Origin of the sequence: Exiguobacterium sp. PFWT01 (assembly GCF_018255795.1) — a bacterium.
Lineage (GTDB): Bacteria > Bacillota > Bacilli > Exiguobacteriales > Exiguobacteriaceae > Exiguobacterium.
Genome location: NZ_CP073755.1, coordinates 551,359 through 576,577, shown reverse-complemented (window position 1 = coordinate 576,577; position 25,219 = coordinate 551,359). Strand labels below are relative to the sequence as shown.

General features: G+C 49.4%; 27 protein-coding genes. 7 read left to right on the top strand and 20 right to left on the bottom strand.

Translation table 11 applies throughout. From position 1 onward, the window contains the following. Window positions 1-33: 33 nt before the first annotated feature. Window positions 34-594 (bottom strand): AAA family ATPase, encoded by a 561-nt coding sequence (locus KD909_RS03110; RefSeq protein WP_047794913.1) that lies wholly within the window; start codon window positions 592-594, stop codon window positions 34-36. A gap of 188 nt (window positions 595-782) precedes the next feature. Here KD909_RS03110 and KD909_RS03105 point away from each other — a divergent pair, with 188 nt between their 5' ends. Beyond that, complete coding sequence (locus KD909_RS03105; protein WP_012727193.1) at window positions 783-1,694, top strand: cation diffusion facilitator family transporter; 912 nt, start codon at window positions 783-785, stop codon at window positions 1,692-1,694. Window positions 1,695-1,725: 31 nt separating this feature from the next. On the opposite strand, the gene KD909_RS03100 is transcribed toward KD909_RS03105, so the two are convergent. The 5 genes from KD909_RS03100 to KD909_RS03080 are packed head-to-tail and all read right to left on the bottom strand — an operon-like array spanning window position 1,726 to window position 6,812. After that, window positions 1,726-2,505: a VLRF1 family aeRF1-type release factor gene (locus tag KD909_RS03100; RefSeq protein WP_012727194.1), complete on the bottom strand. Its 780-nt coding sequence runs from the start codon at window positions 2,503-2,505 to the stop codon at window positions 1,726-1,728. A gap of 12 nt (window positions 2,506-2,517) precedes the next feature. After that, window positions 2,518-3,687, bottom strand: coding sequence for a hypothetical protein (locus KD909_RS03095; RefSeq protein ID WP_211782350.1), 1,170 nt, complete (start codon window positions 3,685-3,687; stop codon window positions 2,518-2,520). Window positions 3,688-3,709: 22 nt separating this feature from the next. Continuing rightward, the gene (locus KD909_RS03090; RefSeq protein ID WP_211782349.1) at window positions 3,710-4,549 is read right to left on the bottom strand and encodes a YitT family protein; all 840 of its coding nucleotides are present in this window, start codon (window positions 4,547-4,549) and stop codon (window positions 3,710-3,712) included. A 15-nt stretch (window positions 4,550-4,564) separates the two neighbouring features. Further along, on the bottom strand, window positions 4,565-5,683 hold the full coding sequence (locus KD909_RS03085) for a M20/M25/M40 family metallo-hydrolase (protein WP_211782348.1): 1,119 nt from the start codon (window positions 5,681-5,683) through the stop codon (window positions 4,565-4,567). Window position 5,684: 1 nt separating this feature from the next. Beyond that, window positions 5,685-6,812, bottom strand: a complete 1,128-nt coding sequence (locus tag KD909_RS03080) for an AI-2E family transporter (RefSeq protein WP_211782347.1) — start codon at window positions 6,810-6,812, stop codon at window positions 5,685-5,687. Window positions 6,813-6,984: 172 nt separating this feature from the next. Here KD909_RS03080 and KD909_RS03075 point away from each other — a divergent pair, with 172 nt between their 5' ends. Further along, complete coding sequence (locus KD909_RS03075; RefSeq protein WP_211782346.1) at window positions 6,985-8,142, top strand: S1 family serine peptidase; 1,158 nt, start codon at window positions 6,985-6,987, stop codon at window positions 8,140-8,142. Window positions 8,143-8,153: 11 nt separating this feature from the next. Here KD909_RS03075 and KD909_RS03070 read toward each other — a convergent pair whose 3' ends face one another. Next, window positions 8,154-8,318, bottom strand: coding sequence for a hypothetical protein (locus KD909_RS03070; RefSeq protein ID WP_012727200.1), 165 nt, complete (start codon window positions 8,316-8,318; stop codon window positions 8,154-8,156). 19 nt (window positions 8,319-8,337) lie between these two features. Continuing rightward, complete coding sequence (locus KD909_RS03065) at window positions 8,338-8,562, bottom strand: hypothetical protein (protein WP_012727201.1); 225 nt, start codon at window positions 8,560-8,562, stop codon at window positions 8,338-8,340. A 119-nt stretch (window positions 8,563-8,681) separates the two neighbouring features. Between KD909_RS03065 and KD909_RS03060 the strand changes: the two genes are divergently transcribed. Then, window positions 8,682-9,557 (top strand): tetratricopeptide repeat protein, encoded by an 876-nt coding sequence (locus tag KD909_RS03060; RefSeq protein WP_211782345.1) that lies wholly within the window; start codon window positions 8,682-8,684, stop codon window positions 9,555-9,557. An 83-nt stretch (window positions 9,558-9,640) separates the two neighbouring features. Here KD909_RS03060 and KD909_RS03055 read toward each other — a convergent pair whose 3' ends face one another. Then, entirely contained in the window at window positions 9,641-10,081 is a 441-nt protein-coding gene (locus tag KD909_RS03055) for a hypothetical protein (RefSeq protein WP_211782344.1), read from the bottom strand. A gap of 214 nt (window positions 10,082-10,295) precedes the next feature. Between KD909_RS03055 and KD909_RS03050 the strand changes: the two genes are divergently transcribed. Beyond that, on the top strand, window positions 10,296-10,742 hold the full coding sequence (locus KD909_RS03050; RefSeq protein WP_211782343.1) for a hypothetical protein: 447 nt from the start codon (window positions 10,296-10,298) through the stop codon (window positions 10,740-10,742). 52 nt (window positions 10,743-10,794) lie between these two features. On the opposite strand, the gene KD909_RS03045 is transcribed toward KD909_RS03050, so the two are convergent. From KD909_RS03045 to KD909_RS03010, 8 genes are all read right to left on the bottom strand, one after another. Next, complete coding sequence (locus KD909_RS03045; RefSeq protein WP_211782342.1) at window positions 10,795-11,544, bottom strand: SDR family NAD(P)-dependent oxidoreductase; 750 nt, start codon at window positions 11,542-11,544, stop codon at window positions 10,795-10,797. Between the two features lie 112 nt (window positions 11,545-11,656). Beyond that, a complete protein-coding gene (locus KD909_RS03040; protein ID WP_211782341.1) occupies window positions 11,657-13,354 on the bottom strand; it encodes a methyl-accepting chemotaxis protein in 1,698 nt (565 codons plus the stop codon). A gap of 200 nt (window positions 13,355-13,554) precedes the next feature. Then, window positions 13,555-15,399 carry a methyl-accepting chemotaxis protein gene (locus KD909_RS03035; RefSeq protein WP_211782340.1) on the bottom strand — a complete coding sequence of 615 codons (1,845 nt, stop codon included), beginning with the start codon at window positions 15,397-15,399 and terminating at the stop codon, window positions 13,555-13,557. A 124-nt stretch (window positions 15,400-15,523) separates the two neighbouring features. Beyond that, window positions 15,524-18,253, bottom strand: coding sequence for a hypothetical protein (locus KD909_RS03030; protein ID WP_211782339.1), 2,730 nt, complete (start codon window positions 18,251-18,253; stop codon window positions 15,524-15,526). A 124-nt stretch (window positions 18,254-18,377) separates the two neighbouring features. After that, window positions 18,378-18,590, bottom strand: coding sequence for a DUF2922 family protein (locus KD909_RS03025; RefSeq protein WP_031422462.1), 213 nt, complete (start codon window positions 18,588-18,590; stop codon window positions 18,378-18,380). 27 nt (window positions 18,591-18,617) lie between these two features. Next, complete coding sequence (locus KD909_RS03020) at window positions 18,618-18,830, bottom strand: hypothetical protein (RefSeq protein WP_211782338.1); 213 nt, start codon at window positions 18,828-18,830, stop codon at window positions 18,618-18,620. Window positions 18,831-18,856: 26 nt separating this feature from the next. After that, window positions 18,857-18,997: a YvrJ family protein gene (locus KD909_RS03015; RefSeq protein ID WP_012727209.1), complete on the bottom strand. Its 141-nt coding sequence runs from the start codon at window positions 18,995-18,997 to the stop codon at window positions 18,857-18,859. A gap of 68 nt (window positions 18,998-19,065) precedes the next feature. After that, window positions 19,066-19,275: a hypothetical protein gene (locus tag KD909_RS03010; protein WP_147538793.1), complete on the bottom strand. Its 210-nt coding sequence runs from the start codon at window positions 19,273-19,275 to the stop codon at window positions 19,066-19,068. A gap of 331 nt (window positions 19,276-19,606) precedes the next feature. Here KD909_RS03010 and KD909_RS03005 point away from each other — a divergent pair, with 331 nt between their 5' ends. Further along, a complete protein-coding gene (locus tag KD909_RS03005; protein ID WP_211782337.1) occupies window positions 19,607-20,050 on the top strand; it encodes a MerR family transcriptional regulator in 444 nt (147 codons plus the stop codon). Between the two features lie 49 nt (window positions 20,051-20,099). Here KD909_RS03005 and KD909_RS03000 read toward each other — a convergent pair whose 3' ends face one another. The 3 genes from KD909_RS03000 to KD909_RS02990 are packed head-to-tail and all read right to left on the bottom strand — an operon-like array spanning window position 20,100 to window position 23,034. Beyond that, on the bottom strand, window positions 20,100-20,441 hold the full coding sequence (locus tag KD909_RS03000) for a YxeA family protein (protein WP_211782336.1): 342 nt from the start codon (window positions 20,439-20,441) through the stop codon (window positions 20,100-20,102). 12 nt (window positions 20,442-20,453) lie between these two features. Next, window positions 20,454-22,286: an ABC transporter permease gene (locus KD909_RS02995; RefSeq protein WP_211782335.1), complete on the bottom strand. Its 1,833-nt coding sequence runs from the start codon at window positions 22,284-22,286 to the stop codon at window positions 20,454-20,456. Continuing rightward, window positions 22,273-23,034: an ABC transporter ATP-binding protein gene (locus tag KD909_RS02990; RefSeq protein WP_012727214.1), complete on the bottom strand. Its 762-nt coding sequence runs from the start codon at window positions 23,032-23,034 to the stop codon at window positions 22,273-22,275. Before KD909_RS02990 ends, KD909_RS02995 begins: the two co-directional genes overlap by 14 nt. Window positions 23,035-23,140: 106 nt before the next feature. Here KD909_RS02990 and KD909_RS02985 point away from each other — a divergent pair, with 106 nt between their 5' ends. Then, entirely contained in the window at window positions 23,141-23,830 is a 690-nt protein-coding gene (locus KD909_RS02985) for a response regulator transcription factor (RefSeq protein WP_012727215.1), read from the top strand. A 13-nt stretch (window positions 23,831-23,843) separates the two neighbouring features. Beyond that, complete coding sequence (locus tag KD909_RS02980; RefSeq protein ID WP_371744402.1) at window positions 23,844-25,217, top strand: sensor histidine kinase; 1,374 nt, start codon at window positions 23,844-23,846, stop codon at window positions 25,215-25,217. Window positions 25,218-25,219: the final 2 nt, after the last annotated feature.

The window sequence follows — 25,219 nt, the reverse complement described above, 5'->3', positions numbered from 1 at the left end:
AAAGCGAGTTCCCTTTGATGGGGACTCGCTTTTTCATAGGTCGAATGCTTGTTGAATCTGTGCCGCCGTCTCTTCTGGACTTAAGTTCGTGTTATCGATCCGGAGATAATGCTCGACGTCTAACTCCCCCGGACGTGAGTTCAATCGATACATCGTCGCCGTCTGCTTCAGTTCCGCCTCGGACCAGGCGATGTCGCGCTTCGACGGTTTATGGGTGAGGCGGTTCTCCGTCGTATTGCGCGCGAGCCGCTCCTCCATCTCGGCCTCGAGCTCGACATAGTAGATGTCCGCCCCATGTGACTCGAACAAATCCGTCACCTTCTTCACGTAATCCCAGTCCTCCTGCATGTCAAACGCCCAGACGAACGTGAAAATCATGCCGGATAAATCACTCTTGGCGACCGCCTCGAACAGTTCTTGACGAAAGTGTTGGACAAGTCGCTTCCCTTCCGGCGTCCCGTAATTGAAGAATGGTCCGACGAGGTCGATTGTCATATGGTTATGGAATAATTTCAGCTCGGTCTTGTCGGCGAGCGCCTGCCCGACCGTCATCTTGCCGACGGCTTGTGGACCAAATAAGATGATGAATTTCATGAGATGAGCCCCTTTGTGTCTGTTCATTTCATTCATCATACTAAAGCTGGCGCCGATTTTCATGCGATTGACCAATTTTTCCAATTCATCATGTGATAAACTTCCCTTTTTTATGTATGTATTAGATTTTAAGTGAACGGGAAAATATAGACCATCGATGGTCCGTCTTGTTCAAAGGGGGCACGCTTATGCCGAAAGATCCTCAGCTCGAACGTTTTGTATTACGTGTCTCGGTGTTCGCTTCTCTATTCTTCGCCATTTCTGGAATCATTGTCGGTTACTATCTCTCCTCTGCCTTTATCCTATTCGACGGAATCTACTCGTTCTTGAGCGTCATCATGAGTTGGATTTCTCTGCGAGCCGGGGTATTCATGCTGACGGCAGATAAACGATTCCCGTTCGGTAAAAGTACGATCGAACCGTTCATCATCCTGTTTCAATACGGGGTGCTGCTCTATGTCATCGTCACCGCCTTCCTCGGAGCAATCGAGGATATTCGCGGTGGGGGGAATGAACTTGTGCTCGGAGGGGCACTCGTCTATTTGGCCATCAGCGCCGCATTGACCTATGGAATCTTTCGGTATTTACGAACGTTTCAGTTGAAGGCGAGCTCTGGCCTCGTCAGTGCCGAGATTGTGCAGTGGCGACTCAGCTTCGTCTTGACGGGTGGGGCGCTCGTCGGATACTTGATTGCCCAAGTGCTCGTCTGGTTGTCCTTCGAGGCCATCTCGCCCTATGTGGACCCAGTCATGTTACTTCTCATCACGATGTGGTTGGTCAAGACACCGCTTATTGAGATGTGGACAGCCATCAAAGAGTTGATTGGGATGAACACGGAGACTCCTTATAGTAAACAGATCACGCTGACCATCCTACAAGTCGCCCATCAATACGACGTCAACAAGACATACGTCCGCACGACAAAGTCTGGGAATCTATTATTTATCGAGATTGATCTCGTCGTCCCGACCACTTATCGATACGACAAGATTGCCGATCAGGACATGATTCGTCAAAAGATGGAGGATGCTTTGGCTTTCTTACCTTATGAGAAATGGTTGACGATTTCGTTCACACACGACAACCGATGGGCAGAATAAAGGCGGATGACAACTGTCACCCGCCTGTTCCTCATCCTTCAAATGCCCGACGCAGCACTTCTTCTTCCTCTGCATTTCCGAGATTCCGATGCACCACTCGCGCCACCTCGATGTTGAGCTCCTCTTTTAAGAGGCTGGCGCTCCGCTCTTGCCCGATGATGACAATCTTGCTCCAATGATGTTTCTTCCGTAGTGATCGAATCTCGCCAGCGATTTCACGATAGAATCGTTGGATTTGTTTTTCTTTTCGACTGTCGAATTGATCGACTTGACTACTTGAAGCAGCGTTTTGTCTCGACCCACGTCCCTGATACCTGCGCCACTCATCCGAATTCAAATCGAGTTCATAGACCGTGACGTCTTCGACCTCACCGAGTCTCGTATCATAGACGGTGATCGCATCCATCTGCGGAAGCAAGATGCCGGTATTCGGGAACTCGGCATCTAATTTTTCAATTTGATCGAGGACCGGTTCTTTTCCATAGTGAAACTCATTGTCGACATCGAGTTGAAGGAAATGAAGTTCGAACAATCCGTCGTTCCCTTCCGCGAATAAGACGATGCTTCGCAACAGTTTATGTTCATTATGTTTAATCTCTTGTTCGGTCCGTTCCCTCACCCCTTTGAACGCCTTCACCAATGCCTCATCCCCGCTCGCTTCGACTTCTTGTTCGAGCCGGCGCAACTCATTCTTCAAATGAATCTCCCATTTATCCCGCTCACTCGGCTTGGTGCTCAAGTAAAGACTGAGCACCCCTGCTTCTGCATTATGAAGTTTCTTGATCTTTCCAAGTTCAGTTGATAATGCCATCGTAACTCCTCCTTAATAGATAAACGCAGCGAGTATCCCTGTGATAAAGACGGATGTGATGGTGACCGTTGAAAATCCAGCAACAATCATTTTCGGTAAAATCTCATCTTCAATGATATGCACCTCCTCTTCCGTTTCGCCGATATTTTTCGCCGCCTCCTCACTTAAGATGAGCGTCCCTGGGAAACCGTATAACGCCGTCAATCCGATTGCCATCGACATCTCTTTTGAATAGCCGAGGAATCGCCCGGCGAGGAACGCGAATAAGAGAAGTCCGGTCACCCCGAACGCAAATGCGATGGTGATTGGGACAATCAAGTCGAACAGGTCGCTCGGAGACAACGTGGCGAGCGGTCCGAAGATGATGAGCAAAATTGCAATCATAATCAGCCCATATGCATCGATTCCGTTCAAGGCGTTCGCTTTCAGCACTTTGAAGCGACGTAAGATGATCCCTAAGATCAAGGCGATCACGAACGTGTTCAAGTAGCCGTTCGTCCACCCGCTGATGACGGTCGCAATCAACACGACGCATCCCATGACGAATAGCGTTCCTGCCGTCGTATGGAAAGGGGCCGGCAAGATCGAGTCATCTGTCTCATCATGGACGACCGCATGCTCTTTCGGTGTGGCGAGTGTTCCATCCCGATAGGCGGTCTGAATCCGACGCGCTTCTTTTCTCAAAATGATGGACGTGAGCGGAAAGCCGATTAAACCTTGAGTCGCTGCAATCAGTACCGGAAATACGGAGACCGACACGAGTCCCGCGTTAATGGCGGCGTCTTGAACGAGAATGATCGAGATGGTTCCGCCGCTGATGGCTGCAATACCACTCAAGATATAGTTCGTATCGAGAAAAATCTGTCCAAATGCGTACATGAAGACGGCAATCCCTAACACAGCCGATACCCCAATCACGAACGTTTTCCATTGACGTTTGAATTCATCTAGACTGATAAGCGTTCCTAGATGGACGATGACGAGTCCGACGACCGTCTGACCGAGTGCTAACAATGAGGACGACGGTAACAAGTCTTCCGGGAACAACCCAGATTTAAACCCGACGAGAAAAATGACGGACGCCACAAATAATGAAGATAATAGAGCTTTTGTTTTTTTGGCGACGTAATCACTAACCGTCCAAATCAGCATAACAATCGTAAAGGCGAGTAAGGAGTTCATGCGCGAAATCCCCTTTCTGGATTCAAACACGTGGTTGGTAACTAAATCCTAGACCGTGTACGTCTGCGACATTGTAGACAATCATGAACGACTGTTTGTCGATGGCATTGACGGCTTTGAGTGCTGTCTGATACTCGCTCCGCGTCAACACGATCATTAACATCTCTCGATCTTCTCCTTGAAATCCCCCTCTGACATCAAACACGGTAATGCCTCGGTCGACTTCTCGATAGAGCGCTTGTTTGATGTCATCGAGATGGGACTCACTCATAATAAAGATTGCTTTCTTCCGATCGAGCCCGAGTTCGATATACGCCATGACGGCCGACGTCAAAATAATCGAAGCGATGGCGAATAGGAACGACTCGACCCCAAATACGAACACACTCGATACGACGATGAGAGCGTCCGTCAAAAAGAATCCGATCGCCGTATTCAATCCTGTATATTTGTGCAAGATCAACGGCGGAATCGTAGTCCCCCCACTCGAGGCCCCGATTCGATAAAGCATCGCGACGGCAACGGCGAACAAGATGCTCCCGAAGACGACCGAGAAGAAGCGATCGGTCGTGACCATATACTTTGGAATGACCGCGAGCGCAATCGGTAAAAACAGACTACCGATTAGAGTGTTATAAAACACTTTCTTCCCAAGAAAGACGAATGTCAGGATGAGCAAGAGTCCGTTTAGAACCGAGACGACAATCGAACGATCAATATCGAGAACTTCCTCTAACAGAATCCCAATCCCGGTCACGCCGCCTGCGGCGATGTCGTGAGGACCTAAAAATAGATTGATGGCCAACCCGATGACGATGATGGCAGCGAGAATTACCGCGACATCACTTATTCTTTTTCGCATCACAATCCCTTCCTCTCACGAGCGGAACGTCTGCATCGTCTCAATGACCCGTAAGACAAAAGAGACACTATCTTCTAATTCTTTGATGGGAATCGATTCGTCGACGGTATGAATGGCTTCATATCCAATCGAAACATTCAACGCCACTTTCCCAGACTCGTTGAACACGTTGGCATCGCTTCCTCCGCCACTATGCTCATAGCGGACTGTAAACGAGTGATCCGTCAATGCTTCCGCCACGTGTTGAACGAACGGTTCATCCTCTGAAAACCGATAGCTCCGAATCATCTGTTCTGTTTTGATGTCGACCGTCCCACCATGATTTGAAGCTGCCTGTTCAAATGCAAGAATCATGTGCTTCACCTGGTCCACACACGCCTCATGATCAAGTGACCTCGCCTCCCCGACTAACGTCACCTGCTCCATGACGACATTACTTCCCGTTCCTCCTGAGATTTTGCCGATATTCGCCGTCGTCTTTTCTGAGATCCTACCGAGTTTCATGTTTTGAATGGCGTCCGAAGCAATGAGGAGTGCAGAGATTCCTTTTTCCGGTTCAAGTCCCGCATGGGCAGCTCTTCCGTGAATGTCGACTTGAAGACTAAACATGCTCGGGGAACTCAAGATGATACCGCCGACCGACCCACCATTGTCAAGAATCAGTCCATGTGTTGCTTGAATCGTCGACATATCAAGCGCTTTGGCACCAAGCAATCCAACTTCCTCGCCAGGGGTAAAGACAAGCTCGATTGGTCCGTGTCGAGCGCCTTCACTCTGCAAGCGCTCCACGACTTCGAGCATGATGGCAATTCCCGCTTTGTCATCGGCCGCCAGAATCGTCTCCCCTTCAGAAAAAACGATATCATCCCGGATGATTGGAACGATTCCTTTCCCCGGAGACACCGTATCGATATGAGCCGATAAAAATAACGGTTCGATTGAAGAATCTCCCTTTAGACGAGCAATCAGATTGTTTGATCCAAGACCGGTCCGATCTTTCGAATCATCTTCATCGATTTCAAGACCCATGCGGGCACATCGTTCTTTTAGTTCATCTAAAAACGGACCTTCTGCATAGGATTCCGAATCGATTCGCACGAGATCCATAAACGTTTCCGTCACTCGGGATGACATCTCAATCATTCCTTTCGATTGGTGATTTCGACGATTTACGTAACTGATACAACTTTTGAAGGTTAAGGAATGTGACTTTTAACACGGCGTAGAAAGGAACAGCAAGCAACATACCGACGATACCGGCTAATCGACCTGCGACGAGTAAGACCAAGGTAATCGTGATGGGATGGACCCGTAGCGACTTCCCTTGTACAAGAGGAGAGATGACATTGGCATCTAATTGTTGAATGATGGTAATCGCGACAATGACATAGATCGCTTTGACCGGTTCATCGATGAACGCGATCAAGACGGCTGGAGCGGCCCCGAGAAAAGGACCGAAATAAGGAATGATATTCGTAGCAAAAATAAAGATACCGAGCGGCAAGAAGAACGGGACATCGAGTAACCAGAGTGCAATCGTAGCAAAGAAGCCGACGAACGTACAGACGATCAACTGGGCTCGAACGTATCGTTTGATTGTTTCATGCATGTCATGAAGGATTTGACGGGCATCTTGTTCATAAGTTCCTGGGACCCAGCGCACAATCGCACTCGCCAGTTTTCCTCCATCAATCAGCATAAACACATATAAGAACAAGGCGATAAACAGGGTGAACAATCCCGAGATGATAAACGCGAGGACACGACCGAGTGACCCGGCTACACTTCCAATTACTGCACCGACCGTATCCGTCAATTGACGAATCCACGTATCAATGGAGGTCTCATTTTGATTGATATAGTTCTGAAACCACGTATATTCTTCCAAGGCTCGATACAAGTTCACAAGTTGCCGATAACTCGCTTCTGCCACCCGAGGAAAGGCATCGAGGAGAGCGAAGAGTTGACGAGTCAAGATTGGACCGAGGGTGATCACAAACAAGACAGCGAGAAGGAGTAAGAACAAGAGAATGATGAGAATCGCAAACGATCGTCGCTTTAACCTACTTTCGAGCCAATCGACGAATCCGACAGTGAGATAGAATAGGACTCCTGCGATTAGAAATGGCGTGAGAACTGTGGCAAAAAAGATTCCAAGTGGGTAAAAGATAAATTCGACTTGTTTCAACATAAAAAGAATCGTTAAGATGAGCAACACCCAAATCCCGTTACGAAAGGCCGGGGTGAGCCAGAAGGGTTGCATGGCATGTCTCCTTTCATGGAATCTTACCTACTTTTTTCCCCGATTCCTAAAAATCATTCTTTCACAGGAAAAACAACACAATTCATCCGAACACCTTCCAAAATATTTGTTTACCTCTTTCCAAATGAAGGAATAAGCATAGCATCGAACTTTATAGAAAGAAGGTGCCCCCGTGACTTGTCCCCACTGCGGAAAGAAGACACGATCGAAAACGATCTGTCCGACGTGTGGCCGCCGCTCACGTCGCACGATTTGGTTATTTGCCACCCCATTCGCTATCGCACTCATTGCCTTTGTCACCTTCATTGGAAACGCCTATTTCACGGACATGCTACGTTCGACCGACTCGCTCGCCGATCAGGTCAACTTGCCGATTGGGGAAGATACGGTCTCCGCTGACGAAGCGACACCGGTCGACTTCGCCGCACTACAAGATAGCCTCTTCACCGTCAGTTACGGGACAGGATTTTTGGTGAGCTCACGCGATGTCGTGACGGCTGCCTCGAATGTGGCTGGGTTGACGAATATCATCATGTACCATGACGGTGAGGCCGTCTCCGGCACCGTCGTCGGTCGGACGAAGCTCATCGCCGTCATTCGAATCGAAGAGACGGAGAACACACCATACACACTCACGCAAGCGATTGCCGCAGAGGACGAGACGTTGACAACGTTGACGATGCAAGAACGCATCAACGGTACGGTCACCTTCGCCGAGAACGGCTATAGCCGAAACTTTGAATTACCTCGTCATGCGTATGGCAGTCCGCTCCTTTCAGCATCCGGGCGAGTCGTCGCCATCCATTTGCGTGGGATCGCCTTGCCGACCGCATTATTTGAACAAGACATCCGTACGTTCATCGCAAAAGATGCACCGGCACCGCTACCCATCGAACTCGCACCGGTCGAACCAATCAAACCGGATTTGAACGAAGAACCGGTCGTCGTTCCAGAAGCACCACCTATTCCCGAGGCGCAACCGGACATCCCGCCGGCCACTGAACCGGAAGTTCCAGTTGAGGAAGAAGTCGAAGAGGAGGTTGTGGAAGAGCCCGAACCGACGACACCGGAAGTGACGCCGGAAGAACCTGCGGAACCGCCGAGTGAACCAGAAGAACCGACGGACCCACCGGAAACGGAAGAGCCGATTGAAGACGATCCCCCGGTAACCGAGCCGGAGGAACCGACCGAACCGGAAGAGCCAACGGAGCCGGAAGAACCGACGACGCTCGAACCAAACGGGGATGAGGACTCCATCGTCGAAGACGATCCGGACACTGAAGAAAACATAAATGAAGAAGAAAACGACACAAGCACCCCATCTGAATGATGGAGTGCTTGTTATTCGTCACGTGTGAAACGTCGTTGGAGATTGCCGAGCACCGCTCCTAATCCGAGTAATAGAATCGACAGCGCCCAAAACGGGAGTGCGTCTTGCAACAACCAGACGACGAGGGCACTGAAGCCGACGACAGCTCCAAGCCATAAAAAGTTCCGTTGTCCCATGTCATTCACCTCGTCCTCATCATAACACATCGACCCGATGCGCCGTCGCTTGCGGTGGCAAGGAGCGTGTCAACCGTTCATCATGCTCGACTCGAACCTGTTGCCCGACGAGAAGCGGTGTCTCGTCCAAAAGAGGTCTCGCTACATGAAACACGATGCCATCGAACGGCTCCGCCTCCCGCTTAGGCGTGACGCGGATTTTTTCCTCCATCACCTCTGCGACATATCCAGTGAACGTCGCCATGCCTTCCCCCTCCTTTCCATCTCTTACTTTCCATTTCCCGTTTTTGTAAAAGATGCTACTCGACTGTGACAAGAACAAGTATAATAGAGCGACACCAGTACTTGTGAGGAGGACACCCTATGACACAAACGATCGATTTACACACCCCAGAGTTCCAGCGCACGTTCCTTGAGATGATGCTCCTCGCAGAATTAACAGAAGCTTATAACGCTGAAGCCATCAATGATATGGCGACACGGGGCGAGACCGCGTTCCCGGACGACCCATTCTTCCCGGCGATGCGCGCTTATCCATACATTCGAGAAGGTGACACCGAGTCGGCCAAACCGTGGCTTGAGAAAGCGAGCGCACTCGGCGATCACTACATTCTTCATATGTTGAAAGGATTCGTCAGTGAAGATACCGGGTTCACGTTCGAAGCGGAACAACACTTTCTCCGTGGCGTCGAACGCTATCCGGACGTCCCGATCATGCATCGGGCCCTTGCCGTCCACTACTTCGACCGCAAATTCCATGGCGAGGCCGGTCTTCATATCATGAACTATGTCCGTCTAGCCGGATTCGGTCCGGACACCGTCCCGATGTTGCTCGAATTTTTCCAAGTGTATGACGACATTCCGCTAGATATGGTCGATGAGCTGATGAAGACGGCGAGCGGTTACTTAACATTAAACCCCCATGACCCGCATGCCCATTCTTTATATGCGTCTATGTGTAGCCATCGTTTCGCTGCACTGACGGCTGAGTTGAAGGACGATGACCCGCTTACCGATGAGATGATTTGGATGCTCCTTGAAGTCGAGAATCACGGGATGTGGAGTGCGACTTATGACCGCAGTGAAGAGCGGATGTTCCGCCATATGTTCGCGGAATACGTCGACAACGTCATTCTTCCGAACACGTCACAGTTTTATGTATTACGCCTCCGGTTGCGTTACTTAACACGTCGCCTGACACACCGCTTCACGGGTGGTTATACGGTTCAATCACCATAAAACCCCCAACTAAACAATGAAAAGAAATCAAAAAAACGAGTAAGGATTCAGTGTTGAATCCTTACTCGTTTTTTGAAGGCTGTTTATTCATGACCGCTGTGTTTTTCGACAATCGCCTTTACATCTTCAACTAGTTTTTTTACATCTTGAATCTGTCGGATTTCATCGTTTCCCAGTTCAAGTATATTTACTTCTTCCTTTAGTTTGTCTCCAATATCCCTTAATGTTTGATTTAGCATGGAAATAGACAAATCAAGAAATGGATTGTCTTTTGAATAAACCATACGATTTTGTCTTTCGCTGTCTCCCGTAAATTTATAGAAACCACGACGGACGACAACATACTGATCTTCTTTCTGCATCAAATCACGAATTGCTCCTGCAAATGCGCCGTCAGATACTTGGTCTTTCATATTTGCTTTAACATACGCTTTGACATCTTTCGCAGCATATTCGGCTCCGTCTTTCATAAATTCCCTAGCATGATATCGAATCTCTTCTGCTATCGAGTTGAATTCTGACATATTGATCCTCCTAGTTACATACTATCTTACTTCAACTATACACAATAAGCGCTCATAATGAATATTTTTCAGCACATACCACCAATAAACATAGATGTTATATAGTATATTCCATTATTTAATTATGTAGATTAAGCGAAATATGTTGACTTCTATTTTATTGTGCCGTATATTTGATACGTACCACTTACATTCACAACTAGGAGGAGTTAACATGACAGTCCAGTCTCAATTAGCAGCTCACTTTAACGTAGACACTCAAAGCGTACATTCTTTAGGGTCACATTATTATCAGATCCAAGGAAAAAAAGTAATGTGGTCGCAACTCGATTCGATAACAGATGAAAAAACGACAGGTGCGAACGTAGAACGGTTACATGAAGCTGACTTTTATGCCATTTCTGTTGAGGAACACCGTTTTCATTCAACTCCTCGCGCACTCTTTGTCATTCCGACAAATTTTATTGTAAGTCGACTAGGTCAAATGGATATCACCGAGGGACGGGCCTGGATTAAAATTTCTTACGTTGATTTCGAGGGCTGGTATTTGAAACTGAAAAATGGACAGCATATGCCGCTCTCCCCTTACGAAAAAGAAGTGTACACCGATGATGAACGAAAAGCTTTAATCAAAGGATTAAACAATATAATAAGTGAATAAGCGAATAAAAAAGAGGTAACAGATGAAAACATCCGTTGCCTCTTTTTACATGTCATCCGGCATACGGTTTAATCGGTCCACGTAGGCTGAACGCATAATCTTCCGGGTCGACAATGCCGACGACTTCGTCCCCTTCGAGCAATTCATACAGAAATTCTGCCATCTCGCGCGCCGTGTGATACTTCGCGACGTTCTCGCTGTAGTCGAACCCTTCCGTATCGCGAGCCCGATCGGCGAAACTCGTCTCTGTTGCGGCCGGCGCCAGTACTTTCGCCCGAAGTTTGGCACCACTCTGCTTCAACTCTTGCGCGAGCCCTTCCGTATATGCACTTACGAAGAACTTCGTCGCACAATACGTGACCGAGTTCGGGACGATCCGATAGCCCCCGACAGACGACACGTTCAATAGTTGCGCCCCTTCGACGTCATGATAATCGCGGACGTATAGACTCGACAAGACGGTGAGCGCTTCGATATTCAGACGAATCATATTCTCGATTTTACCGAGGTCGACGTCTTTGATGAGATCCGCGTCCCCGAATCCGGCGTTGTTGATCCACGTCTCGATATCGAGGTCCGCGAGCGATTCATAAAGACCGTACACGTTCTCGCTATATGACAGATCGGTCGATTTGATGATGACGTCGCAATCAGGCGAGATGGATTTAATCTCATCACGTAACGATTCGAGCTCTTCTTTTCGTCTTGCGACGAGAACGAGCGATTTTCCCTTTTCGGCGAGCAGCTTCGCTGTTTCATAGCCGATTCCTGAACTGGCTCCTGTAATGACCGTATACTTCATATGATCCACTCCTTTTTGTCGTTTACCTTGTTGTTCATTCCCTACTTTTTAGATGACGAATCGTTTCGATATGAACGAAAAGCCCTGACTCCGAAGAGACAGGACTTTCATTTTATGTCGTGAATCGACCAATCAGTGTCTGCAGGTCACTCGTCATATTGCCGAGCGATTCGGCGACCCCGTTCAATTCTTGAATCATTGCGAGTTGGGCGTCAGCCGTCTCACCGACCGTACGCATCGTGTCGGCCATCCCTTCACTGTCTTGTGACATTTGAAGAGAGGACGTCGCGACTTGTTTCGTCGTCTCCGCAATCTCATGTGAGGCGATGCGGATGTGTGACGTGTTGTCGACCGACGTCTCGAGCTGACTGACGATCTGTTCGAATGCGCGTGTCGCTCGTTCGAGCAACAATGTGTTCGTTTCGACACGTTTCGCACTGACGACGTGTTGGTCGAGAACGGCATTCGACTGTGCCTGAATTGACTCGATCAATCCGGCGATTTGTGTCGCCGACTGTTTCGACTGCTCGGCAAGTTTACGTACTTCTTCTGCGACGACGGCGAACCCTTTTCCTTGTTCGCCGGCACGTGCCGCTTCGATGGCCGCGTTCAATGCCAATAAGTTCGTCTGGTCGGTAATCGATTGGATGACCTCGGTGATGAGGGCAATCTCGTCAGACTGTTGCTTCAGTGCCGAAATCGACTCTCCCGTCCGACGTGTCTCCCGCTCGAGTGCGAGCACCTCATCTTTCGCTCGAGCCATCGTCGCACCACCTTCTTCAGCGAGCTTCAAACTCTGTGACACGTCATCGTCAATCGAGCCGATGGACCCGGCAATCCGACCGATGCCTTCATCGGCGGCAGCCACCGCTTGAGACGTTCCAGTCGCTTCTTTCGCCTGCGCGACCGTCTCTTCTACGATTCGGTCGATGAGACGGGTCGTTTCCTCTGTCTGTGACGCCATCTCTTCCGTGCTCGCATACAATTCTTCCGATTGTGCTGTGATTTCCTGTGCGTTTTGGGTGACACGGTCAATCAGTTCACGCAAGTTGCCTTTCATGCGGTTGAAGCCGGTCATCAATTGTCCGATTTCATCTTGTGTGAGCGCCTGAAGGTCTTCACGTGTCAAGTCTCCTTCCGCCACAACGTCCACTTCTTTCGCTAAGAAACGGAGCGGTGTCGTCACCATACGGCTGATGGCATATCCGGCGCCCATCGTCAGAACGAAACTGACGATTGCGATGACGACCGAGTACCAGAAGGCACGCTGACTCGCTTCTTGTAGTTCCGTCTGCATCGCAAACATCTTCTCTTCCGTTTCGGCCTGCAATGCATCACCGGTCGATGCAATCGATTTTGTCACGTCCGGCATGAGACGGAGCGTCAAACGATCGATTGCTTCTTGATCTTTTGAGTCGATCGCCTTAATGGCTTGAGTCGCCAACTCATCATATCCAGTCGCATATTCGAGTAACGATTCAAATTCTTTTCGTTCGGACTCGTTGCCCGCGAGTTCAATCAACGACTCGATGGCGGCTTTCTTTTCTTCTCCACCACGGGTGATTTGTTGTTTCCGTTCATCGTCTTGTACGAGCACATACCCACGAACCCCATACGCCTGGCGCACCATCCCGAGCGCCAAGTCGTCCGCCGCTTTCATCTTCATGACATCGTTTGAGATCATCTGTTCATACTGACTCGTCATCCGATCGAGCGTCCACAGATTATAGGCCATCCCGACCAATGTCAGAATCAGGATCAAGCCGACACTTGCCATGATTTTTTTTGATAACGTCCATTTGTTCCACATCTTTTTCACGTACTACGAGGAGTAATCTCCTCTTCCACCTCTTTTTCTCTCTATTTTTATGTATTGCCTTTTCTTTATCGGACACAACAGCCTAATTTGTACCAACAATTTGAAATTCATTTATGTATTGACCTATCTTTTTATTTTTTTGTACTGGGCACAAAAAAAGAACCAGACATCTGCCTGGTTCTGAGACTTGCTTATAGCTTGAATTGCGCCACGCGATTCGAGAGTTCGGTCGCCCGTTTTTCCGTTTCGCCCATCTTCGCCTGAACGTCGTTGAAGCGTTCGACCGAGAGCTGAACTTTCTCTGAAATCGACTGCGTTCCGTCCGCGCCCTCTGTCACGGTCGTCGCCACTTCCTGGATGACCCCAAGAATGTTGTCCGTCATATGGCGAAGTTGAAGCGCATTGCCTTCGAACGTCTTCGCCGTCTCACCGAACACCGTCGCATCCTGTTCGTATTGCGTTGCGGCATCTTCAAGACGGTCGTAGTCGGCCATGACTTTCGTGTTGAGAAACGTCAACATGTCTTCCGAGCTCGTATTGAGTCGTTCGACCGAATCGATGACCGTGTTCGACACGTCACGAATCTCGTTGACCGTCTGACGTGAGTTTTCCGCCAATTTGCGAATCTCGGATGCGACGACCGCGAAGCCGCGACCCGCTTCCCCTGCCCGTGCCGCTTCAATCGATGCGTTCAAGGCGAGTAAGTTCGTCTGGTCAGCAATCGCGAGAATGGCCGTCGTCAAGACGCGAATCTCTTCGACCGACTGGGCCCCTTTGATGGCTTCCGCGAGCTCGACTTGTTTCTTCTCGATAATCGCCACTGCTTCTGTTTTCGAGACGACAGCTTGCTCCCGCATCTCATGTGCTCGTGTCTCGACACGATTTGCTGTTTCGGCACTCTCATTGGATAAGTCGACGATTGAATCGATTGAACTTCCCATCTCGGTCGTCGAAGCGCTCATTTCTTGTGAAGAGGCTGCCGTTTCTTCCATCCCGGCCGTCAATTCTTCGACCGTACCCGACGTCTCTTCCATATAGTGACTGAGTCGCGTCACTTCGGCGGATACGTCTTTTGAAGACGAGAGGACGACTTTCGCCGTCTCATCGACATCAATCATGATTTCACGAAGTGTGGCGAGGAACGTGTTAAATGAACGACTGACTTGTGCGATCTCGTCGTTCGACGTGACCGGAATCGTCATCGTCAAGTCGCCACCTTGTGTCGCGAGTTCATCAAAGCGTGTCTGGAGCGTTTGCATCGGTCGAATAATCGAGCGTAACAGGCTGAGTCCGAGGAACAAGAGAATCACCACGGCTCCGACTGTCACGGCAATCAACGCCATGAGAGACTGCATGAATTCACTTTCCATGTTTTGTCCGACACGTTGCGACCCTTCCGAGTTATAGTCGACTAGGTCTGCTAGTTTTTGTGTGAAGTTGTCATATGTAGACTTGGACTGTGCATCATAGTATGAGCGAGCCATCCCTGTGTTACCGGTCGAGCTGAACGTCAACATGTTGTCTGAGACGCGTTGATACATCTCCCATTGACGCGAGAAATTCGTAAAGAGTTCCTTGTCCACCTCACCGGAAGCCGTTTTTTCATACTTCGGTGCAATCGTGTTGATTTCGTCACGAATCTCTTTCATTCGTGTCATCAGTTCTTCTTTTTGTGCCGCATCCTCCGTCACGATGTGATCGAGTTCGAGCGTGCGGTAGTTCGCAGCGAGCGTATTAAGTTCGTGGGCGTAATCGAGCCCTTTGTTCCAGTTGTTGACGATGTCGTCCGCTTGACGGTTCGCGTCACTCATTGAAAACAGCGCGTAGCCGCCGACGCCAATGACTAGGACGAGTGAGATGAGGACGAGTCCCCATAACTTTTGACGAATCGTCAAATTCTTCCCAACGTTCGCTCCGAAAGATGTCGTGCGTTCACGCTTCTCTCCGCGTTTCCACTTGAGTGTCGGTTTCCACGTCCATGTCGGTTTTCGTTTGATCCGGCTCAGTGCCTTAGACCATGTTGATTTCCATGCCATCTATGTATTCCCCTCTCAATCATGCAGTGTTTCCTATACTATCGACAATTTTCAGAAAATAATGAAGAGGATTGACCAAACTTAAAAAAGGTGACTCAAACTGCAAGAGTCACCTTCAAATTATTCAATACACAGATTTGGTTGTTTGATTCGTTCGATTCGCAGGTGTCACGACTTTGAATGTCAGTTTCGTGCCACGTCGCTGCGTTCCGATATAGAGGTTGGTCGTCGTCGAGCCGATGGACTTTTTGGCGACCAACTTACTGCCGTTGTAGACGTACAGCGTGCCATACGGGACGTTCGTACGCACCGCTACCGATTTTGTCGTCGAACGGATGGTTCCCGTGCTGATTGTTGGACGGATACCTGATTTGACGACAACCGATTTCGCGTCACGATGAATTCCCGACTTCGCCTCGAAATAGAGCTTCGTTCCAGCACGTGGACGGCTGAACGTGAGCGTATACGACCCACTCGCATTCGATTTCGTCGTCGCGATGACTTTTGAACCGTTCTTTAGCGTCACGGTCGCATTCGGTAACGTCTTCCCGACCCGTTTCGTCTGTTCGTCCGTCAACGTCACCGATGGGATCGTCGCACTTGGTAGCTTATATGTGAGCGTCTTTTTCTTTGACCCGTATGAGGATTCGATCATAACCGTCGTTCCAGGTTTTGCCGAAATATGATACCGGTTCGTCCCGACAACGCGAGTATAGAGCACGACTCCGTTCGAGATGAAATTGATGTCGGTATTTGGGTCGTGTGCCAACATGAACGTCGCGGATGTCGACGTGAGGAGCACATCCTTCACCGTCAATACTTTCGGTGTGTCACTTGTCACTTTTTTCTCTAACGTTTGAGTAAGTTCAGGACGAAAACTCGCAACGAGTTTGATCGTCTGGCCTTCGCGAAGCGGTTCTTTCAAAGTGATGACGTTGAGACCTTTTGTCAGGCGTTTCGCTGACTCAGCTCTTCCGTTGCGTGAAACAGCGAGCATCGGGTCTAACTTGTCATTATAGACAGTGATTGTCGTGTCGCCTGTTTTCGGTAGTTTTGTCCACGTGAAAGATGGCATTGGATAGTCTTTCGTGACGTAGACCATCTCGTAAGGACGTTCTTGTCCAAGGACACGGAAAAAGATTCGGTATGACCAAGGTTGATCAGAACGGTATGTCGTCAATTGCGCCACACCATGTTCATCCGCTTGAACTTCTCTCACTTCAAACGCTGTTTTCGAATTTAATTGTCTTACTTCCACTTTTGCGTGAGGTTCTGTCTGGATAGAGACCCCTTCTATTCGAGTGTCTGTCAGAACTTTTGTCGGATTATTGATTACCGGTTGTCCAAGTATAAATTTCTTTTTGACAGACGCTTCCGTTGCTTGACGGTAATCCCACGCATCAGAAACATATAGCTCGATTGTTTGATTTCCTTCAATGATTCCACTCGAGAGCGTGAAGCGCCCTGTCTCGTCTGCTTGAACGGGACTCGAACACGTAGCAAACGACGCTTTTTCACACGAAAGATATACGGTCGCATTCGGTGCTGTCATTCCGGTAATCTCACCGACTGCTCCGTATTCGAACGAGGTGTCGATTTGAAGTGGAAGTTGTTTGACCGGTTTGTAAGATTTCCAATGGTTCAGCATGGCGAAGCTGACCTTAGTGGAGAACGATTGATCAAATGATGGAATCGTATAGCCTTCTGCGAACGATTGTGCCGACTCGACTTGTGTCACATTCGTCGGCAATTCGGCAACAGGCACCTTATGTTCGATCCCATCAACGGTTGTGATGGTCGCCATGAGTTGATACGCATGATTCAGCCACGTATGCCCTTCTTCCGAGTTGCCAGTAGCTTTTAACCACGTGTACATTTCTTTCGGCTTTTGCCCGAAACGTTCGATTGGCAACAACCACTGGTCGTCTTGTACGAAGTATCCATTCTCGATTAAATCGAACTCGCTATTCGTGTTGCGCGTGCGCAAACTCGTCTCCGTGATGCGATTTTCCGTTAAATCAATCGTGACCATCGAATCATCAAACGTCACACCATAGTAGAGCCCATCGTGATAGACCAGTGACGTGATATCATAATGAATCTGCCTGTTCAAATTGAGTGTTTGAATCGTTCGGGTTGCGAAATCGTAGACGTATAAATGATTAGAGCCTTTCATGAAGAGTCGATCGGTCTTCGACTCAAAATCGATGGATAACGATTCATTTGGAAACGTCGTTTTTCCTAGTTCCTCTCCCGTCTCGAGTGAGAGGTGTGTGATTGACTTGTCGGACGTATTGAATGCAATCAATTCATCAAGGTTCGTCCCTAATATGAGACGTTGTCCTGAAATGAGCGGGTACGTCCTTTTGACCGTTCCTTTCAGATCCGTCAACGCCCACTCGTTTTTGTACGAATCACGCCAGAGCATCACGTCTCGGCTAGCATCATACGATACGAGATCCGCCCGATGTGGTGATTCCAAGGAGTCGATTCGAGACGTCGACCCGTCTCGCTGGACACGGATGAGGGGTTGATCATATTGGGGAACGGCAATCCATTCCTGTCTGTCCAGACTCGCAATCCACGAACGGACGCCTCCGTAGCTCCCCTCGTCACCAGATGAATGCGTCGTTAAGTTCCCGGGAAAATCGATTACGACGGTGGACTGATTGCTCGGGTCATGGAGTCGCGTCTTCCCGTCCTGATAATCTAGATAAAATGGTGATTGCGGGATCACTTTAATCGTTTCTTCAAGTTTCGTCCCGACCTCGATGACAGAAGCAGCCCACGCCTCCTGCCTTGGCACCATAAGCAACATCATCATCAGCATGATGGTATATAAATATCGTTTCAACTTTTTACAAACCCTTCCTTAATTTATTTATTTTTTGCTCCTTTAAATATAATTGTTAATTCTGATTTTTGAAAGATAATTATGTAAATTAAAAGAAGCATCGCCGTGGCGATGCTTCTCGACCTTATTTCTCACTCAATACCGTCTGCGTACCTTCAATCATCTTGATTTCGGTCCATTCCATCACGTTCTTCGCGAGCGGATCGTTGGCGACCATGAAGTCAGCAAGCGCTTCTACTTTTTGGGCGTCGACCGGTTGTTTCACGTTGTTCAAGCGGAAACGTACGACCTTATGGAATGCATCTAAAAATGAGATTTCAAGTTTTGTGTCAGTCATGGGTGATTCTCCTCCTTAGGGTATGGGTTAGACTAAATCGTATTCACGGACGATGCCGAGGTCTGCTTCCTCTTGAATGACGAGGTCGATCAAGAGACGACCGAATGCGTCAATCGTATCTGCCGTCAGATTGGCACGAATCGGACCGAACCGTTGTGCTTTTTTCGTCGGTTTTGCTGTTTGTACGCCATGATGCGTCGTCAAAACTAACGTTGCTTTCTTCTCTGTTAAGACAGCCATGGGGGATGGCTCCTTTCAATAGGGGATTAGGTTTCTGATACGGTCGAGGTATCCATTCGTTCGAGCAGCTGGATCATGCGATCGAGCTTCGTCTCAATCCGATGAAGCAAATAGAGCGAGACGACGATGGGGAACCCCAGATTGGAGATGAGTTCGGGCCAACTCATGTGACCACCTGCTCATCGTGCCGAGGATCGGCGGCGGGACGAGTGCGGTTCTTCATAAGTCCTCCCTGTTAATACACTAGAAATTCTTGGGCCACGACGTAGTTGACGGATTCCACATCAATCAGTGCCTTAATCAAGTCACCAAACTGTTTCATCCGCGCCTCATCCATCCGACTTCCAAGCGGTCCATAGCGAACGAGTTGCTTTTTCTCTTTACCGTCGAGTTGTCGCCGGGTGTCCAAATAAAGCATCGTCGCTGTTTCTCGATATGCTGCCATCTGTCTCACCTCCTTCGCCCTTATTAACCGCTTTCATGAAGAAAGTGCTCATTCTATTTTTTTAATATAATTTCAATTTAATGGGTGACGATAGTCCTAAATAATCTGAATTTTTACTCATCGACTAATATCGCTCTAATTCCTTGTTTTTTCATAATTATTAGAGTATCTTAATGTTCGGATATGAGCATTTAAAAAACACTCCAAAAGTCCCACAAAACATTTCCCCGCTTTGAAAAAACTGTAAGTTAAAAATTTGTAAATGGGGTACGATACGTACGAGGGTGTTTTTTGAAACTAGTAGTCAGTCTTGAAGAAGGAGACGCATATTATGAACAGCCTAGACATCGCAAGTATCACTACAATTCCTTCCGCTCAATACGACTTCGACCAAGCCGACCTGACGTTTTCGGCGACCGAATGGGATACATATCGACCGGAACAAGGAAAACCATGTTCGTATAAGGAACGACATCTGATCGTTTATCCGCTCAAAGAATTGAGCCGCGCCTTTAGTGTAGCCGGCATCCCACGCAGCCAACAGCAATTGATCAAGTGGGAGACAGATGGCGTCTTGCCACCTACCCCGTTCACGTTCGGTCGGAAGCGATTCTATACGGAAAATCAGATTCGTACCATTGTCGACATCGCATTGGAATGCGGATTGCGCCCACGAACACACGTCAAAAAGACGAACTTCTCCGAATTGGCGCATCATGAACTAACGTACATATTAAAACTCGAACTAAACGCCTACGAGGCGCCTGTCGTCTGAACAGGCAAAAGCCATCCGCCATGAAGGTCATGACGAATGGCTTTTTTACTCACTTTTTCGAAATCGACTGCGGCACGTCCGCACGGGACACTTCCTCATATGAGGTGACCGTGTCTCCATCCTTCACATAGAGACGTAAATACGCCCCTTCCCGAAGTTTGTTTGCGGCCGTGAAGGTAACTTCCTTCGACTTCCCGTCTGACGTGAAAGCTGGTTGCGTGTATACGTATCGCTTCATCACATCGCCGTTCTCGAGCGTCGTCTCTACTACATCCGTCGCCCCTCCGATTTCAACGAAAAGGGTGTCCTTCCCAATTCGATTCCAATCCACCTGTGTTAACCCAACGACCAATACAATTGAAACAATTGCAATTCCAATCCATTTTTTCATATTTTTCTCTCCTTATCGAATCGCCGTCATGAAACGGCGAACTGTGATGCCATAATAGACCGCATAAATGGTTGTATAGAGGCCCATCCACACGAGAACCGGTATCGTGAAATTCATGCTTAACAAGTTTGAAAACGCGATGAGCGCCACGGTCGCATGAAGAATCCCGAGCGCGAACGGGGCGAGAAATACGACGATGATCTGTTGGCGCACTGTCCGGCGCACGTCCCGATCGGATATGCCGATTTTCTGTAATATCGCATACTTCGCCCGGTCGTCCTCTGCTTCCGTCATCGTTTTGAAGTAAATGACGCTACCTGTTGCAACGAGAAAGACGAGCCCAAGGAATGTCCCGACAAAGAGGAGCGCCCCGTTCATTGCCATCGTCTCGGCGTACACGTCCGGTGCACTCGAGAACGATTCGAGCCCGAGTCCCGCTAAACGCTCAGACTGTTCGCGCTGATCTTTGAACGACTCCGTGAGGGCAACGTGATACGTCTCGCTCGGCTCCGTCATCGTCTTGAACATATCGTCGGCGACGACGAGGAACGACCCGCCGAACGTCATCACGTTGAGCGGCGACTCTTCAAGACGCGTCGACACGTCAACCGTCTGTCCTGACAGTTCGACCGATTCGAGATCTTCCGAGTAACGTTCGTCATAGAACGGGTCGACCCATACGACCTCATCCTGTTTAAACGGTGCCGGCTCTGCCACACCGAGACCTTGCAGAAGATGGCGGTATGTCGACTCATCGATGACCCCGAGTTCACGCTCTCCGTACTGCGCTTCCGTCCGAATCGTCTTTTGTTCGACACTTGATTCGAACGTCGCTCCGTTCACCTCAACCGCCTCCCCTTTCCAGGCATACGTGTATGGTGTATAAGAGACGACATTCTCTTCCGCGTAGTAGTAGACGCTAAAGATGGCACCTCCTGCCGTGATTGCTGTCGCGCTGATGATGCTGATCAATGTGAGCGTCTTCGCGTTCCCCCGAATGCGATAGAGAAGCTGTGACGTCGTCAACAAGTTGAGCCGTTTCCACGACCAATGCTCCTTCCCTTTCAACCATGTCAAAGCGAAAATCAAGACACTATGGAAGAGAAGCGCCGACCCGATGACACTCAATCCGATGATGAGTAGCGGCATCGCGAGTCCAAGCGTTTTCCAAAGTGAGGACGTCATCAAATCTTGAAGGGCGAGCCAGTACGCCACTCCAATTGTGAGGATGCCCGTGAGCGCGACCCAACCTTTCGCCGTCGGAACCTCTTCCCCACTCTTGTCCGCATGGAACAGGTCAATCAACTTGAAGCGATAGATGACCCGATACCCTTGGAACGAAGTGAAAAGGAAAATCGCAAGAAAGACGAGGAACGTCTCGATGAATGCCGACGCCGAGAAAGCGAATCCGATGTTCAAGTCACTGTCCATGAGACGCATCAATAATTGGAGAAGCGCGTTCGCCCCAAAAATCCCGAGAATGATCCCGATGACCAAGGACACCGCTCCGATGACGATGTTCTCGAACAAGAGCAAGAGTCCAATCTGTTTCTTACGGACCCCGAGTAATGAGTAGAGCCCGACCTCTCGCTTACGTCCTCTCAAAAAGAAGGCGTTCGAGTAGGCGATGAAGAGGGCGACGAACAACATCAAAATGAACGTCGACGTGCTCATCAACCCGCTGATCTTCTTCGATGTTTCCGCAAGCGCACTGATCTCATGACTATGCTTCAGTGTCGCGAACGTGAAGTAGATGACGATGGAAAAGATGGTCGTCCCGACATAGAGTGCGTATCGCGACAGATTCCGTACGACGTTTTTCTTAGCGAGCTCAAATAGCGTCATCGACCGCACCGCCTTTCGCGAGCTCCTCGAGGATTGATTGGTAGAATGCGTCTCGTGAGGCGTTGCCGCGAATGAGCTCTTTCTTCAACTGTCCGTCTTGAATATAGAGGACTCGGCGGCAAAAACTTGCGGCGAAGGCGTCATGCGTCACCATCATGATGGTCGTCTCCGCTTCATTCAACCGAGCGAGGGTATCTAAGAGATCGGTCGCCGACTTCGAGTCGAGCGCACCGGTCGGTTCATCGGCAAAGATGAGTTTCGGGTCCGAGATGAGCGCCCGACTAACGGCCGTCCGCTGTTTCTGTCCACCTGAGATTTGGTACGGGTACTGATCGAGAATCCCTTCGAGTCCGAATCGTTTCGCCAACCGCTCGACCTTTGCGCGTGTCTCGTGAACCGGCGTCTTCGAGACGGCGAGCGGGAGCAACATGTTTTCCCGGACCGTCAATGAATCGAGCAAGTTATAGTCCTGAAAGATGAATCCGAGATGATCACGCCGGAAATCGGCGAGCGCCTCCTCATTCATCGACGCAATGTCATCGCCTTCGACTAAAATCTCACCCGCCGTCGGCGTATCGATTGTCGCGAGAACGTTGAGTAACGTCGACTTCCCAGCCCCGGACGGTCCCATGATTCCAACGAACTCCCCATGCTCAATGGTAAAGGAGACGTCATCGAGCGCTCGGAACGTCGCGTCCCCTCTCCCATATGTCTTTTGAATCGCTTTTACTTGTAATAATGTTTCCATGTTCAGCACCTCTTTCTGTCCCTTACATTACGCCCCCTGTCTTAACTCCAACTCACGCGTACCTTACAAAATCCTTACATGATATGCTTAGAACGAGGTGATGACGATGGAACAGCCACGGATTCTCATCGTGGATGATGAACAAGATTTATGTACGTTGATTCAACGCGCGCTTGAAAAGGAAGGATTTCATGAGATTCGGACCGCTCATACGTTGAAGGACGGATTTGATGTCTTCGAAACGTTCCGCCCACACTTGGCAATCTTAGACGTCATGTTGCCGGACGGGGAAGGCTATCAGCTCTGCCAACAGATGCGGGCGCAGTCCAATATCCCGATCCTCTTCCTATCTGCCAAATCGGAAGAAGTCGACAAACTGCTCGGCCTTGCCATCGGTGGAGATGACTACATCACGAAGCCGTTCAGCCCAAAAGAAGTGGCATTCCGCGTAAAGGCACAGCTTCGACGAGTGTCGATGATGGAAGCTCCGGTGGCCGAGACGACGACCGTCGGCCCCTTTCAAATGAATGAAGACGAGACGGAAGTGTATGTGAACGGGGAACGATTGGAGTTGACGGCTAAAGAAGTCGGTCTCCTCGCCTGCTTTTTACGCAACCCGAACCGGATTCTCAGCAAAGAGACGCTCTTCACGCAAGTGTGGGGCGAGTCGTTCTTCGGGTCGGACAACACCGTCATGGTCCACATCCGACGTCTCCGTGAAAAAGTCGAACCGAATCCATCCGAGCCGACTTATATCAAGACGGTCAAGGGACTTGGCTATCGGTTGACGGTATAAAGGAGCGATCATGATGAAATGGAAACTGACCGGTCGCTATTTGTTGTCAATCCTCCTCATTGTGGCGCTCGTTGTCTTCTTAAACATTACGATTTTGTTCGGGCTCCTCGTCAATGACCGGACGGGACTTGACGATGTGGAAAGCAACTCGGGCGAGACCTTTACCCGAAACTTCAGTACGTATCTTTCACTCGAGGATGGCGAACCGGTCGTGTCAGAAGCGGGGCGCGAGGCCCTTCGCCAATCGGGTGCATTCGTCCGCTTTTTAGATGAGACGGGACGAGTCGTCAGCGAGGTCGACGCCCCGAGTGGATTACCAGACGCCTATTCTCCAATCGAATTGATTCAAATGTATAAATATATGGATGATGACCTCCGACTCTACTTCATCGGGGAGTATGAATCGTACAGCTATCTCATCGGTATTCCAGAGGCAAATGAGCGTCGGGTGCTCTTTATGTTAGACGAACAGGCAGTCCTTTCATATATAACGAAGGCGTTCTTCTGGATTCTAGTTGTCGATTTACTTGTCGCCGCCTTGATCGGTTTATTGTTCAGTTCACGATTGACGCGCCCTGTATATCGCTTGACCGAACGGATTCAACAGCTGAAGCAACGTGATTTTTCGACTACCGAACCGAAGCAGTCAGGGATTTATCACCCTGTTTTCTATGACTTGAATGCCGTCTCACAGACACTTAAAACGTATGAACGTCAGCGCGAAGAACTCGAAGAACGTCGAAAAGAGTGGATGAGCAACGTATCGCACGACCTGAAGACCCCGCTCGCCTCCATCCAAGGTTACGCCGAACTACTTGATGATGATTCGTTAGATGACACCGAGCGCAGACAATACGTACATGTGATTGAACGGCAGGCTAAGTATATGAAGGAACTGCTCGACGATTTCAATTTGACGATGCGTCTGCAACACGGCGATTTCCCACTTACGCTCGAAGAGACAAACCTCGAGCCGTTCGTTCGTGAGCTCGTCATCGACGTGTTGAACGATTCTCGCTTTGGGGAGCGTCACATCGAGTTTGAGGCCACTCAAGCAGCGACCGTCTCGCTCGATCGGCACTTTATGAAGCGGGCCTTGCTCAACTTCTTGTATAACGCCCTTCTCCATAACGACGAGTCGGTGCAGGTGACAGTCCACATCGAGGGTGACATCGTGACGATTGGAGATGATGGACATGGGATTGCTGAATCCGAATTGCCCTATATCTTTGAACGCTATTACCGGGGCACGAATACAGACGACGCACGCGGAAGTGGTCTCGGCATGGCCATCTCACGGGACATCATCGAAGCCCACGGCGGGAAGGTCGAAGTCGACAGTGCACCGGGACACGGCACCACAATTCGAATCACATTCATGACATAGCA